The 13,462-nt window shown below is 61.9% G+C and carries 11 protein-coding genes; 6 read left to right on the top strand and 5 right to left on the bottom strand.

Annotated elements, in window-relative coordinates; genetic code table 11:
* Nucleotides 1–36: 36 nt before the first annotated feature.
* The 5 genes from accC to Q7F16_RS18785 form a co-directional block, all read right to left on the bottom strand.
* Nucleotides 37–1,392, bottom strand: a complete 1,356-nt coding sequence (accC, locus tag Q7F16_RS18805) for an acetyl-CoA carboxylase biotin carboxylase subunit (RefSeq protein ID WP_003197421.1) — start codon at nt 1,390–1,392, stop codon at nt 37–39.
* Nucleotides 1,393–1,409: 17 nt separating this feature from the next.
* Nucleotides 1,410–1,874, bottom strand: a complete 465-nt coding sequence (gene accB, locus Q7F16_RS18800; protein WP_003197423.1) for an acetyl-CoA carboxylase biotin carboxyl carrier protein — start codon at nt 1,872–1,874, stop codon at nt 1,410–1,412.
* 47 nt (nt 1,875–1,921) lie between these two features.
* The gene (gene aroQ, locus Q7F16_RS18795; protein ID WP_014336388.1) at nt 1,922–2,374 is read right to left on the bottom strand and encodes a type II 3-dehydroquinate dehydratase; all 453 of its coding nucleotides are present in this window, start codon (nt 2,372–2,374) and stop codon (nt 1,922–1,924) included.
* Between the two features lie 308 nt (nt 2,375–2,682).
* Nucleotides 2,683–3,726: a methyl-accepting chemotaxis protein gene (locus Q7F16_RS18790; RefSeq protein ID WP_413211833.1), complete on the bottom strand. Its 1,044-nt coding sequence runs from the start codon at nt 3,724–3,726 to the stop codon at nt 2,683–2,685.
* Between the two features lie 955 nt (nt 3,727–4,681).
* Complete coding sequence (locus tag Q7F16_RS18785; RefSeq protein ID WP_014336390.1) at nt 4,682–6,352, bottom strand: GGDEF domain-containing response regulator; 1,671 nt, start codon at nt 6,350–6,352, stop codon at nt 4,682–4,684.
* 284 nt (nt 6,353–6,636) lie between these two features.
* Between Q7F16_RS18785 and Q7F16_RS18780 the strand changes: the two genes are divergently transcribed.
* The 6 genes from Q7F16_RS18780 (at nt 6,637) to Q7F16_RS18755 (ending at nt 13,460) form a co-directional block, all read left to right on the top strand.
* On the top strand, nt 6,637–7,704 hold the full coding sequence (locus Q7F16_RS18780) for a DUF2333 family protein (RefSeq protein ID WP_046064399.1): 1,068 nt from the start codon (nt 6,637–6,639) through the stop codon (nt 7,702–7,704).
* Nucleotides 7,705–7,707: 3 nt separating this feature from the next.
* Nucleotides 7,708–8,265 (top strand): NUDIX hydrolase, encoded by a 558-nt coding sequence (locus tag Q7F16_RS18775; RefSeq protein WP_024617882.1) that lies wholly within the window; start codon nt 7,708–7,710, stop codon nt 8,263–8,265.
* A gap of 168 nt (nt 8,266–8,433) precedes the next feature.
* The gene (locus tag Q7F16_RS18770; RefSeq protein ID WP_003197435.1) at nt 8,434–8,805 is read left to right on the top strand and encodes a translation initiation factor Sui1; all 372 of its coding nucleotides are present in this window, start codon (nt 8,434–8,436) and stop codon (nt 8,803–8,805) included.
* A 211-nt stretch (nt 8,806–9,016) separates the two neighbouring features.
* Nucleotides 9,017–10,930, top strand: a complete 1,914-nt coding sequence (gene speA, locus Q7F16_RS18765; protein ID WP_014336393.1) for an arginine decarboxylase — start codon at nt 9,017–9,019, stop codon at nt 10,928–10,930.
* Nucleotides 10,931–11,358: 428 nt separating this feature from the next.
* Nucleotides 11,359–12,666, top strand: a complete 1,308-nt coding sequence (locus Q7F16_RS18760; RefSeq protein WP_409556740.1) for a type VI secretion system Vgr family protein — start codon at nt 11,359–11,361, stop codon at nt 12,664–12,666.
* Nucleotides 12,663–13,460 (top strand): DUF4123 domain-containing protein, encoded by a 798-nt coding sequence (locus Q7F16_RS18755; RefSeq protein WP_409556741.1) that lies wholly within the window; start codon nt 12,663–12,665, stop codon nt 13,458–13,460. Before Q7F16_RS18760 ends, Q7F16_RS18755 begins: the two co-directional genes overlap by 4 nt.
* Nucleotides 13,461–13,462: the final 2 nt, after the last annotated feature.

Genomic DNA, 13,462 nt, shown 5'->3' with positions numbered 1-13,462 from the left:
CAATGGACCGGGGTCTTTTCTACACCGCTTGAAACATCAGTGCTGGTTGCCCAGCTTGTGTTCCAGGTAGTGGATGTTGACGCCACCTTTGCAGAAGCCTTCGTCACGTACGAGGTCGCGGTGCAGCGGGATGTTGGTCTTGATCCCGTCTACCACGATTTCGTCCAGCGCATTGCGCATGCGCGCCATGGCTTCGTCACGGGTCGCCCCGTAGGTGATCAGCTTGCCGATCAACGAATCGTAGTTCGGCGGAACGGCATAACCGCTGTACAGGTGCGAATCGACGCGAACGCCATTGCCGCCCGGGGCATGGAAATGCTTGACCGTGCCTGGGCTTGGCATGAAGGTTTTCGGGTCTTCGGCGTTGATCCGGCATTCCAGCGCGTGACCGCGGATGACCACGTCATCCTGGGTGAACGACAGCTTGTTGCCGGCGGCGATGCTGAGCATCTCCTTGACGATGTCGATACCGGTGACCATTTCCGAAACCGGGTGCTCCACCTGAACACGGGTGTTCATTTCGATGAAGTAGAAACGACCGTTCTCGTACAGGAACTCGAAGGTACCGGCGCCGCGATAGCCGATGTCGATGCAGGCCTTGACGCAACGCGCCAGGACTTCCTCGCGAGCCTGCTCGTCGATGCCCGGTGCCGGCGCTTCTTCGAGGACTTTCTGGTGACGACGTTGCAGCGAGCAATCGCGGTCGCCCAGATGGATCGCATGGCCCTGGCCGTCGGACAGCACCTGGACTTCGACGTGACGTGGGTTGGTCAGGAATTTTTCCAGGTAGACCATCGGGTTGCCGAACGCCGCGCCAGCTTCGGAACGGGTCAGTTTCGCCGAGGAAATCAGGTCTTCTTCCTTGTGTACCACGCGCATGCCGCGACCACCGCCGCCGCCAGCGGCCTTGATGATCACCGGATAACCGACTTCGCGACCGATGCGCAAAGCGGTTTCTTCGTCTTCAGGCAACGGGCCGTCGGAACCCGGAACGGTCGGCACACCGGCAGCAATCATGGCGTGCTTGGCCGAGACCTTGTCGCCCATCAGGCGGATGGTGTCGGCTTTCGGGCCAATGAAGGCAAAACCGGAATTTTCGACCTGTTCGGCGAAGTCGGCGTTTTCTGCCAGGAAGCCGTAGCCAGGGTGAATGGCGGTGGCGCCGGTCACTTCGGCAGCGGCGATGATCGCCGGGATGTGCAGGTAGGAGTGCGCAGCCGACGCCGGACCGATGCAGACGGATTCGTCCGCCAGGCCCAGGTGCATCAGTTCTTTGTCGGCCTTGGAGTAAACGGCGACGGTCTTGATGCCCATCTCTTTGCAGGCACGCAGAATCCGCAGGGCGATCTCACCGCGGTTAGCGATCAGAACTTTTTCCAACTTCGCAGTCATCAAAGGCTCTCCGCGGTTCAAACGATGGTGAACAGCGGTTGGTCGTACTCAACCGGCTGGCCGTCTTCGACGAGGATGGATTCGATCACGCCGCTGGTTTCAGCTTCGATGTGGTTCATCATCTTCATGGCTTCGACGATGCACAGGGTGTCGCCTTTCTTCACGGTCTGGCCGACTTCAACGAAGGACGGCGAGGATGGCGAAGACTTGCGATAGAACGTGCCCACCATTGGCGAACGGGCGACAGTGCCGTTGAGCGCTGGCGCAGCCGGTGCGGCTGGCGCTGCTGCGGCAACCGGCGCTGCTGCTGGAGCAGGCGCGGCGGCTGGAGCGTGCATCGGTGCCGGTGCATAGAACTGCTGGGCCGGGGTCTTGCTGTGGCGGCTGATGCGTACGGACTCTTCGCCTTCCTTGATCTCAAGCTCGTCGATGCCGGACTCTTCCAGCAATTCGATCAATTTCTTAACTTTACGGATATCCATGAATCATCAACTCCCAAGGGTCGGTCAGGGGCGTTTAACGCTTGTTTTCAAGCTGGTGCCTGTTTATCAAGCTGCTCTAGGGCGGCCTCCAGGGCCAGTCGGTAACCGCTGGCGCCAAGGCCGCAGATCACTCCCACTGCTACATCCGAGAAGTAGGAGTGATGGCGGAAAGGTTCGCGTTTGTGCACGTTGGACAAATGCACTTCGATGAATGGGATGCTCACCGCCAGCAGCGCGTCACGTAATGCGACGCTTGTGTGTGTAAAAGCTGCTGGATTGATCAAAATGAAGTCCACGCCTTCGCCGCGCGCGGCATGGATACGGTCGATCAATTCATATTCGGCGTTGCTTTGCAGATAGAGCAAATGATGGCCGGCGGTGCGGGCCCGCTGCTCCAGGTCCTGGTTGATCTGCGCCAGTGTCACGGCGCCGTAGACGCCCGGTTCACGGGTGCCCAGCAGGTTCAGGTTGGGTCCGTGCAGGACCAATAGGGTCGCCATCTGCTGTTCCTTGTTATCTGTGAGCAGGTATCAGAACCTGGAGACTATGCCGCAAAGCCTTTGTGACTGTCCAGTTCTCTGCAATAGCCAGCACGATGACCGATGTTTGCGCGAAATTTGTGACCATGCCCCAAGATCCGGTCACCCGCGTTCGGAAAACCTGCACTGGACCTTGTGGGAGCTTGTGGGAGCAAGGCTTGCCCGCGATGGCATCGCCTCGGTCTATTAGTTACACCGAGGTGTCTGCATCGCGGGCAAGCCTTGCTCCCACAAGTTCGCTCCCACAGGGATTCATGCAGTCGGTGGTGCTAAACCCGAAAGGCCTGCACGGCGGTGTGCAAGCGTCCGCCGAGTACCAGGAGATGGTCGCCTTGTTCGCGCCCCTGGCCGATGCGCAGCAGGTTGTCGCCGCCCAGTTGGTGAATCCGCTCGCTGTGATCGCGTATTTCGCTGACGGCGCCGCTTTGTTGGGCGGTGACGTCGGCGATGCGTACTGCCGTGTCGGAGATGGTCTGGATGGCACCGACGATTTCATCCAGCGCGCCGTCGGCCGCTTGCGCCTGGTTGGCGGTGGCTTCGGCGTGTTCGACCTGGGCGCGCATGCCGTCCACTGACTGGCGCGCAGCCTGTTGCAGGCGGGCGATCAGCGTCTGGATTTCGGCGGTGGCGCCGGCCGTGCGTTGGGCCAGGGAGCGGACTTCCTCGGCCACTACCGCGAAGCCCCGGCCCATTTCCCCGGCGCGGGCGGCTTCGATGGCGGCGTTGAGGGCCAGCAGGTTGGTCTGGTCGGCAATCGAGCGAATCACCGTCAGCACGCCGCCGATGGTGGCTGACTCCTCGGCCAGTTGTTCGATCATTTGCGCGTTGCCTTGCACTTCTCCCACCAGCGCATGCAGGCCTGTGAGGCTCAGGCCGATGACTTTCTGCCCTTGCTCCACCGCCTGCCCGGCGCTGCGGCTGGCGTCTGCGGCCTGGCTGGCATCGCCGGCCACTTGCTGGATCGTTGCTTCCAGTTCGCTGAGGGAATCGCGGATCAGCGCCGTGTCGCCAGCCTGGTGCTCGGCCCCACTGTGCAGCTCGCCGCTCAGCTCGGCCAGGGTCCGGCTGCTACCCGCGACCTGTTCGGCGTTCACCCGAATGGTGCCCACCAGGTCCACCAGATAAGCACGCAGACGATTGAGCGAGGCCTCGATGTCTTGCAATTCGCGGTTGCTGGCGCCCACGTGGATATCACGGCTGAAGTCGCCCTCGGCCCAGATCGACAGGGCCGGAGCCAAGTGCGTCAAGGTGCGGGCCAGGCGCCGTTGCAAGGTGTCGATGAGCAGCGCGATCAGCAGGATCAGGCCAATCATTACCCCTTGGATCAAGCGAACCTCTCCCTGGATCTGCCCATGCTGGGCGCGCACCGCCGGCTCCATGGCATCGATCGCCTGTTGCACATCGGCGATTTTCAGGTGCGTGGCGCTGCTCAGTTCGGTGCGTTTCTGGATCAGTTCACGGGTGCGGGCCAATTCCGCCGGGTAACGGCCGAGCAGGCTGTTGAGTTCGCGCTTGAGGGCGATGCCAGCATCTTCGGCGGCGGTTTTTTCCTGGGTTTCCAAACCCATCAGCGCGGCGAAATCATCGCTGCCTGATTCGCTGCTGGCGGTGACGCCCAGCAGCGGCAGGCTGTCGAGGCGTTCGGCCTCGACACGGATGCTCGCCAGTTCCCGTTCGACATCGGCGGCCAATTCGCTACGGCCACTGCTGACCAGTTTGTCCCGCGTGAGGGACAACCGGCCCAGGTGCTGAGAAGCGGCAAACAACGCCGGCAAGTAGGCTGGGGCGCCATTGGCGTATTGGGCCAGTTGGTCGAGGCTGGCGCTCAGTTCACGCTCGGCCTGCAGCAGCAAGGCCTGCGGATCGCCGGCCAGTTTGCCGGCGGCCAGCAGATCGGTCTTGCTGAAGCCGTCGAGGTTCGACAGGCTCGGGCGCAGGGGGGTGGCCAGTGCCGGGGGAAACTGATCGAGGTCCTTTTGCAGGGCCTCCAGGGCCTGGGTGGCCGCACTCAGGCGCAAGGCGTCGCCGCTGGCCAGGTAGTCCTCGATGTTGCGCGCCACTTCGCCCTGGAATTGCCGTGACAGGCCCAGGTAGCGCTCCATCAGCAGATAGGGTCGTTCCAGGGCGATCTGCGACCACCACAGCGTGGCCCCAAGGCCCAGGCACACGGCAACTAAAAGAAGGGTGTTGAGATTGGTCAGCAGCTTCAGGCGCATTAAAGGTCTACCAGGGGCAGAATCGTAAGTGCCTGAAGTTATTGCGTTTGCGTTACAGGTTTATGACCGAATCGGTCGATTCCGATGAAAAGGTGGCACTTTGCTTTGATTGGCGGGCGCTCTGTACCCGGTTGCGCCCGGCATGCTTGGCGCGGTACAGCGCTTCGTCCGCCTGGCTGGCCATCATCAGGCTGTCGGAGTCATCGCTCATCTCCACCACGCCGGCGCTGAAGGTGCACCACAAATCATGGGGCTGGGCCGGGTAGTGGATTTCGGCAAAGCGCTGGCGAATTTCATCCAGCACTTTGCAGGCGGCGTCGATATCGGTGTCGGGCATGACGATGGCGAACTCTTCGCCGCCGTAACGACCGATGAAGTCGGTCTTGCGCAGGCGCTGCTTGAGAAACAGCGCCAGGCTCTTGATCACGCGGTCGCCCATGGGATGGCCGTGGCTGTCATTGACCCGTTTGAAATGGTCGATGTCGAGCATGGCAAAGCTCAGGGGCTTGCCTTCGCGACGAGCGCGAAAGCTGCAATCCTCGAGCAGTTGCAGGATATGGGTGTGGTTGTACAGGCCGGTGAGGCTGTCGCGCACCATCCGCGCCTTGAGGTTGCGTGCCCGGGCGGCACGGTTGCGCACCGTGGTGATCAGGTGCCGGGGCTTGATCGGTTTGGTCAGGAAGTCGTCGCCGCCTTCGCTCATGGCGTCGAGTTGCTTGTCCAGGTCGTCTTCGGCGGACAGGTAGATGATCGGCACGCTCACGTAGCGGTCGTTGTGGCGGATCACCTTGGCCAGTTCCGTGCCGGTGCAGGCCGGCATGTACATGTCGAGGATGATCAGGTCGGGCTGGAAGTCCGCCAGCTCGGCCATGGCCTGGATCGGCTCGATCAGCGTGCGGGTGATGATGCCGGCGCTGTTGAGCAGGCGTTCGGTGTGCATGGCTTGGGCGCGGGAGTCATCGATGATCAGCACTTTGTACGGATCGTACTGGGCGACGCAGGTCAGCACTTCGATCTTTTCCAGCAGGCTCGAGGCTTCGAGGGTGCCGGTGAGAAATTCCTGCCCACCGGCGCGCACCGCGGCCAGGCGTGTGGGCGTGTCGGTTTCCAACAAGCTGAAGAACAACAGCGGCAGCGGTTGCTCCAGGCCTTCCTGGGCTTCGGCGGCCAGTTTCAGGCCGGCGCCGGGGGCGCTGAAATCCACATCCATGACAATCGCCGCCGGCAGGCGCTCGACCATCGAGGCGCGGAACGCCGCGACGCTGTCCAGCGCCTGGGCGCTGAGGCCGAAGAACTCCAACTGCTTGGCCAGGCGCTCGGCGCGGTCATGGTCCTGCAGCAACACGTAGATGGGTTTGCGCAGCGGCGGCAGGAAGGTTTGTTCCAGCTGGTCGCCGTGGCGCAGGCCGGTACGAGACAAACGCTGCATCAAACGGTTGATTTCGGTGATCAGGTGGCTGCTCAGGCGCCCGCGATTGGCGTCCACCGCTTGCAGCGACTGGCTGATGCCCTGGGCCAGTTGGGAATGCTCGGGCTGTTCGAAGCGCTCGGCAAAGCGCAGCAGGCGCAGATTGGCTTCACTGAGCTCTGAAAGGTCGGTGCTGGACCACTCACTGCGTTGCAGGCGCTGCCAAATCTCCAGGATCTGACGAGCCTGATGAATTACCCGCTGGGCAAAGTGGTGCTTGAGGCGCTCACGGCTGGGGTCTTCTGGCTCGGTCATATCCTGACTACTAGTTAGGGTGCATGCTGAGATCGACTGGTGGCTCTATGCTAGCACCTCTTTTCCTTCGCATGAGTGTCATACGTCAATATTCTGTCCAGTCGCGAAATTCAGTTCGTGACTGGCCAGTCTCGTAGGCCGATGGCACCGCTTCCTTTATAGTGCTGTTCGATTGCCCTGTCGCGCCCGGCATGATTGGCGCCGCATTATCGCGTTTCAAATCAGGCACGATGGCGTAGGGTTGTGGTCGAACCGAGAACTCAAGTGATTGAAGGGATATCGCCATGCTGGACTGGAAAAACCGCGCGGGCAGCGCGCCTGAACGTGCCGCCGAGCCGAAATCGGCCACCCGCAGCTACCTGGGTGGGCTTTTTTTCAGCCGCGCACTGGCGACGCTGATCGGCCTTTACCTGCTGGTGACCATTGCCGTCGGCTGGTATTGGAGCCAGGAGCCTGCGCTGTTCCCTGTGCAGCAGAACGCCCAGGCCGCGGCCGAGAAAGATGGCCGGCAGATGGTGGTGGGCTACACCACGGTCGAAACGCTCAAGACGGTGGCCGGGACCCTGCTGACCAAGCAAGGCGGCTACATCTCCAATGACCGCTTCCCGCCTGGCCTGTGGATGGACAACATGCCGAGCTGGGAATACGGCGTGCTGGTGCAGGTCCGCGACCTGAGCCGCGCCTTGCGCAAGGACTTCGCCCGTTCCCAGTCCCAGTCCGCCGAGGACGCCGACCTGGCCAAGGCCGAGCCGCGCTTCAACTTCGACAACCGCAGTTGGGTGCTGCCCTCCAGCGAGTCGGAATACCAGGAAGGCATCAATTCCCTGAGCCGCTACCAGGCGCGCCTGTCCGACCCAAGCCAGAAAAGCGCACTGTTCTACGCCCGCGCCGACAACCTGAACAACTGGCTGGGGGATGTCGGCACTCGCCTGGGTTCGTTGTCCCAGCGTCTGTCGGCCAGCGTTGGCCGGGTCAAGCTCAACACCTCGCTGAAAACCGAAGTCCCGGCCCCGGGCCAGGTGCCGCAGGTGGACGAAGAGGTGGTCGAGACCCCGTGGCTGCAAATCGATAACGTGTTCTATGAGGCCCGTGGCCAGGCGTGGGCGTTGTCGCACCTGCTGCGTGCCATCGAAGTGGACTTCGCCGATGTCCTGGCGAAAAAGAACGCCACGGTCAGCGTGCGGCAGATCATTCGTGAACTGGAAGCGTCCCAGGAACCGGTCTGGAGCCCGATGATCCTCAACGGCAGCGGCTTCGGTGTATTGGCGAACCACTCGCTGGTCATGGCCAACTACATTTCCCGAGCCAACGCAGCGGTCATCGACTTGCGACAACTGCTGAACCAGGGTTGATTCATGAGCGAAAGCCCCCGGGAGGTCGCTCATCGAGTGGCCTCGGATGCCGAGCTGATTGCGTGGGTCGATGAGCACGACAACCTGCTCGGCAGCCTGGTGCGTTCAGAGCTGCGTGAGCGTGGCCTGATCGGACGCGGCACCTACATCATGCTGTTCAATTCGTCCGGTGAGCTGTGTGTCCATCGGCGCACCCTGAGCAAGGCTATCTACCCTGGTTTCTGGGACGTGGCGGCGGGCGGCATGGTGCAGGCCGATGAGACCTACGCCGAATCGGCTGCCCGTGAGCTGGCGGAAGAGTTGGGCGTGAGCGGCGTGGAACTGACCGCCCATGACCATTTCTATTTCGAAGACCCTGGCAGTCGCCTCTGGTGCTCGGCGTTCTCGGCGGTGTGGGACGGCCCGTTGGTCCTGCAGCCCGAAGAAGTCCTCGAAGCGCGTTTCCTGCCCCTCGAGCAGGTGCTCGATGAAATCCAGCGCAAGCCTTACTGCCCGGACTCCCTGGCGGCGCTTGAACGCTATTTGCGCGTCCATGGCGGCAGCGTCGCAAAGAAGCTATAAATTGGCGCTGATTGGCCCTTAGCAAGTCGGCTTTTTGCCGTTACACTGCGCGACTTTTCAAGCTGAACCGTGTCTGCGGTCCAGTAGCGCTGCCCCTGCCTGAGTGGGGTTTCGCGGTCGAGGCATGTTCCCCCTCGACCAGTCTTTGTCCTCCCAAGAGGATTGCCGGTGGCCAAAAAAGCCGCATCCTTCGCCGCCCTGGGCGGCTTGGTATTTTCTACCGACGCCGGTCGTCATTGCCCTGATTGCCGTCAGCCGGTGGATGCCTGTATCTGCAAGCAGACCGCCATCCCTGCCGGTGATGGCATTGCGCGCGTGCGCCGTGAAAGCAAAGGTCGCGGCGGCAAGACGGTGACCACGATCACCGGCGTGCCGTTGGCCGAAGACGCGCTCAAGGAACTGGCCACCACGTTGAAGAAACGCTGTGGCACCGGTGGTGCGTTGAAAGACGGCATCATCGAGATCCAGGGCGATCACGTCGAGCTGCTGCTGGCGGAACTGGTCAAGCACGGCTTCAAGGCAAAGAAATCCGGCGGCTAGCAGCTTCTGTGAAAACCACCCTCGGCTTGACCCGAACCCGACGTTCGAGGTCGCCCGCATGGTTTTCACAGAGCCTGTTCTGAACGGGTTTCTAAACTCATCGCTGGGAGCAGGGTCTACCTTGCTAACAGGCAATTCGTCATTTTCACTCTCTAGACTGCCCCAGCCTCCGACCGGATGGTGCATTTTGACTTCTTTATAGGGGACTTCGATGTCCGTACGACGCACACGCAAAGACGATGGCAGCCAATGGACAGTTGCGGACAGCCGCAGTGTTTACGGGATTCGCCATTGGGGGGCCGGGTATTTCGCGATCAATGAAGCCGGTCGCGTCGAAGTCCGTCCGAACGGTCCCGACAGCTCGCCCATCGACCTGTTCGAGCAAGTCGACCAGTTGCGCCAGAGCGGGCTGTCGCTGCCCTTGCTGGTGCGCTTCCCCGACATCCTGCAAGACCGTGTGCGCCAGCTCACCGGCGCCTTCGACAGCAACATCGCGCGCCTGGAATACCAGAGCAAGTACACCGCGCTCTATCCGATCAAGGTCAACCAGCAGGAAGCGGTGATCGAGAACATCATCGCCACCCAGAACGTCTCCATCGGCCTGGAAGCCGGTTCCAAGCCGGAGCTGCTGGCGGTCCTGGCCCTGGCGCCGAAGGGCGGCACCATCGTCTGCAACGGCTACAAGGACCGCGAATTCATCCGCCTGGCGCTGATGGGCCAGAAGCTCGGTCACAACGTCTTCATCGTCATCGAGAAAGAGTCCGAAGTCGGCCTGGTGATCGAAGAGGCCGCAACGCTCAAGGTCAAGCCCCAGGTCGGCTTGCGCGTGCGCCTGTCGTCCCTGGCGTCGAGCAAGTGGGCCGATACCGGTGGCGAAAAGTCCAAGTTCGGCTTGTCTGCCGCGCAACTGCTGTCGGTGGTCGAGCGCTTCCGCGCGGCCGGCCTGGACCAGGGCATCCGCCTGCTGCACTTCCACATGGGCTCGCAGATCGCCAACCTGGCGGACTACCAGCACGGCTTCAAGGAAGCGATCCGTTACTACGGTGAGCTGCGCAACCTCGGCCTGCCGGTGGATCACATCGACGTCGGCGGTGGTCTGGGCGTGGACTACGACGGCACGCACTCGCGCAATGCCAGTTCGATCAACTACGACATGGACGATTACGCCGGTGTCGTGGTCGGCATGCTCAAGGAGTTCTGCGATGCCCAAAGCCTGCCGCATCCGAACATCTTCTCCGAAAGCGGCCGCTCGCTGACCGCTCACCACGCCATGCTGGTGGTGCAGGTGACCGACGTCGAGAAACACAACGACGACGTACCGGTGATCGACAACAAGCAGGAACTGCCGGAAACCGTGCAATGGCTGGTTGACCTGCTGGGCCCGACCGACATCGAGATGGTCACCGAGACTTACTGGCGCGCCACCCACTACATGAGCGACGTGGCGACCCAATATGCCGACGGCAAGCTGACCCTGGCCGAAAAAGCCTTGGCCGAGCAGTGCTACTTCGCCGTGTGCCGTCGCCTGCACAACTCGTTGAAGGCGCGCCAGCGCTCGCACCGGCAGGTGCTGGATGAGCTCAACGACAAGTTGGCCGACAAATACATTTGCAACTTCTCGGTGTTCCAGAGCCTGCCGGACACCTGGGCCATCGGCCAGGTGTTGCCGATCCTGCCACTGCATCGCCTGGACGAAGAGCCGCTGCGCCGCGCCGTGCTGCAAGACCTGACCTGCGACTCCGACGGCAAGATCAAGCAATACGTCGACGAGCAGAGCATCGAGACCAGCCTGCCGGTTCACGCTCTCAAGCCGGATGAAGACTATCTGCTGGGCATCTTCCTGGTGGGCGCCTACCAGGAAATCCTCGGTGACATGCACAACCTGTTCGGTGACACCGACTCGGTGAACATCTACCAGAACGCCGATGGCAGCGTGTACCACGCCGGTATCGAAACCCACGACACCATCGAGGACATGCTGCGCTACGTGCACCTGTCGCCGGAGGAGTTGATGACTCACTACCGCGACAAGTGCGCCAGCGCCCGCATTAGCGCCGCCGAACGTACCCAGTTCCTCGATGCCTTGCGCCTGGGGCTGACGCGTTCGTCTTATCTGTCTTCTTGATGGGGTCATGAGTATTCGCTGAGTAAAGAACTCCCTTTGTGGCGAGGGGATTTATCCCCGCTGGGGCGCGAAGCGGCCCTAAATGCCGACAACCGGTGTGTCAGGCAGCTCGAGTTGACTGCTTAGGGGCTGCTGCGCAGCCCAGCGGGGATAAATCCCCTCGCCACAGGATTACAGCGGGGCTCACCCTTTTAACTGATCGGCAATGCCCTCCCGGGCTGTCAGAAAATGCACCGCGTGTTGCGGTTTTTTTCGGACAGTCCCGGAGGGCGTTTTTATTTGTGCCGTCGTTATTTCTGAACGTCGGTGCATTTAACCGGCGATGTCCTTATTTCGTGTAGTCCCTTTCCTAACTTGTACTTGGCCCCTCTACTCGGCCATGGCTCTCGGCGAGAATCCCCGACCGTCCCTCCTGTAGAGAAACGCCGATGTCCGATCCAGCCAGCGCGCCAGCCTTTCGTCTGGAGATAGCCGGTCTGCCCGAGCCTTTAGACGTCGTGGCCTTCACGGGTAGCGAAGCGATCAGCGAACCCTTCGTCTATGAAGCGCAGCTGTTGTTGCGCGACGCGAACCTGGACCTGGCGGGCCTGTTGTACCGCAGCGTCTGGTTGAGTTTCGGGGTCCCAGGCCGAGGCGTTCATGGGCAGCTTCATGAGTTGGTCCAACACCGTCATGGCGCCGGCTGCCGGGTGCGTATCGGGCCGAAGCTGGCCTGTCTGGCGCAGCGTTTCAGTCAGCGGGTCTTCAGTGCCCGTTCGGTGCCGCAGATCATTCGCCAGGTGCTCAAGGCTCATGGCATCAGCGGTCGCAGCCTGTGCCTGGATTTGAGTGGCGATTATCCACTGCAGGATTTCTGTACCCAGTATCGAGAGTCGGACCTGCAGTTCCTGCAGCGCGTGTGCGCCCAGGCGGGTATCCACTTTCATTTCGAACATACCCGGGACGGGCATTGCCTGGTGTTCGCGGACAATCCGCACAGTTTTCCCCCTGCCGGTAAGGCGGTCTACGCGGACGACGACCCGATTGCCGCGGTGCGGTCCTTCAGTGTGCAAACCGATGTGTCGGGGGAGCAGGTCGCCCAGGGCCGCAGCGACTTGATGAACCTGCACGGTGGTCAGGTGTTGATGTTGACGGCCCATCCGTTTGCCGGCTGGAACCGGCGCTGGCTGCTGACGAAGGTCGAGCACCGCGCAGAGGCGGGGGTGTACGGCAATCATTTCAAGGCCATTCCCCGGGGCGTGCTGTTCATGCCAGACGAGGTCCCGGCAAAACCGCGCATGGTGAGCCGGCAACGTGGCTGGGTCGTGGCGGTGGACGAACCGTCGGAGCTGGGCGCGGGACGCGTAGCGGTGCAGTTTGACTGGCTTTACCAGGGCGAAGGTTCCAGCCCCAGTCATTGCTGGCTGCCCTTGGCGCCCGAACTGGCCACGGGCGTGGCGGGTGCCCTGAGTGACGGCACCGAGGTGCTGGTGAGCTTTATCGAAGGTGATCCGGATCGGCCAATGATCAGTGCATTTCTGGATGTGCCTGCCTCAGTAGAGGTTGTGGATGAGTTATCCACAGGCGGAACACATGGGCCATCGGTTGCCGATCCGCTCCTGTTGTCTGCAATCCGGGATGCGGAGCCTTTGGTCTTGTTGTGCTTGTTGCCCGAAGGCGGGCCTTTCAGCCCCTGCGCCCAGCCACTATGCACCTGCCGTATGCTCATGCGGCGCGGCGCGGGCATTGCTCGATGAACGCCGCGACCCACTCTGGATCACCGCCGCAATGGCTGCTGCTCGACGTACCGAGTGCGCCTGGTGCTGCGTGGCTTGTGCACACGCAGTTCGCCAAGGCCCGATGCTTTGCCTTGTTTGAAAACACCGAGCTGCATGGGCTGCGAGAGCACGGTCCGCTGCTGGTGGATCTGCGCCATTCGCCTGCGCTGGTCAGCCTCTGTCGCCTGGACCCACGCTCGTGGCCGGGGTTGTTGTTGGTCAGCCCATCGCCCGCTGCGCAATTGCTGGCGCATCTGCGACGCATGCTGACGGTGACCCTGGGTCTGCATCACAAAGCCTTGTTGAGCTACTACAACCCGCACATCGCCAGCTATTTCTTCGACGGTTGCGACCCTCAAGAACTCAGTTGCTGGCTGGGCCCGATCAGCCTGTTGCGCTGGTTTGGCGGCACGTGGGCTGATCGGGCGATCGGCAGCCAGGGTTGGCAACAATTGTCCAACCCGGGGTTGTCGGTGGCGGCGCTGGAGAAAGAGCACGGCCTCAGCGACCGACAGCAGGACCAGTTGCAACGATGCCTGCTGGAGCGTCACGCTTGGCAATGGTCCCGTTCCACCGGATGTGATTACCAGCGGCTCTGGGGGGATTTGCAACAGGGCCTGACGCTGGGGTTTACCGAGCGTGCGGTGCTCGATGACTGGCTGTGGCTGCGCCTGCAACACCCCGATGCCCGGCCAGTGCCTGGCCTGGTGGGTGGTTCGCAGCGCGAGAGACTCGATCAACTGCGGCGGCGCTGGCAGGGCAGCCAGGATTGAGC

Source organism: Pseudomonas sp. Lb2C2, from assembly GCF_052112205.1.
Taxonomy (GTDB): domain Bacteria; phylum Pseudomonadota; class Gammaproteobacteria; order Pseudomonadales; family Pseudomonadaceae; genus Aquipseudomonas; species Aquipseudomonas kilonensis.
Note: the sequence above shows the minus strand (reverse complement) of the source record. Positions and strands in the feature narration are given on the sequence as shown.

Excerpts from the sequence above, each read along its gene's own strand:
- Q7F16_RS18785 (WP_014336390.1), bottom strand. The coding sequence starts at position 6,352 with ATGACCGAGCCAGAAGACCCCAGCCGTGAGCGCCTCAAGCACCACTTT.
- Q7F16_RS18760 (WP_409556740.1), top strand. The coding sequence starts at position 11,359 with ATGTCCGATCCAGCCAGCGCGCCAGCCTTTCGTCTGGAGATAGCCGGT.
- Q7F16_RS18790 (WP_413211833.1), bottom strand. The coding sequence starts at position 3,726 with ATGATTGGCCTGATCCTGCTGATCGCGCTGCTCATCGACACCTTGCAA.
- aroQ (WP_014336388.1), bottom strand. The coding sequence starts at position 2,374 with ATGGCGACCCTATTGGTCCTGCACGGACCCAACCTGAACCTGCTGGGC.
- accB (WP_003197423.1), bottom strand. The coding sequence starts at position 1,874 with ATGGATATCCGTAAAGTTAAGAAATTGATCGAATTGCTGGAAGAGTCC.
- Q7F16_RS18775 (WP_024617882.1), top strand. The coding sequence starts at position 7,708 with ATGAGCGAAAGCCCCCGGGAGGTCGCTCATCGAGTGGCCTCGGATGCC.
- accC (WP_003197421.1), bottom strand. The coding sequence starts at position 1,392 with ATGACTGCGAAGTTGGAAAAAGTTCTGATCGCTAACCGCGGTGAGATC.
- speA (WP_014336393.1), top strand. The coding sequence starts at position 9,017 with ATGTCCGTACGACGCACACGCAAAGACGATGGCAGCCAATGGACAGTT.
- Q7F16_RS18780 (WP_046064399.1), top strand. The coding sequence starts at position 6,637 with ATGCTGGACTGGAAAAACCGCGCGGGCAGCGCGCCTGAACGTGCCGCC.
- Q7F16_RS18755 (WP_409556741.1), top strand. The coding sequence starts at position 12,663 with ATGAACGCCGCGACCCACTCTGGATCACCGCCGCAATGGCTGCTGCTC.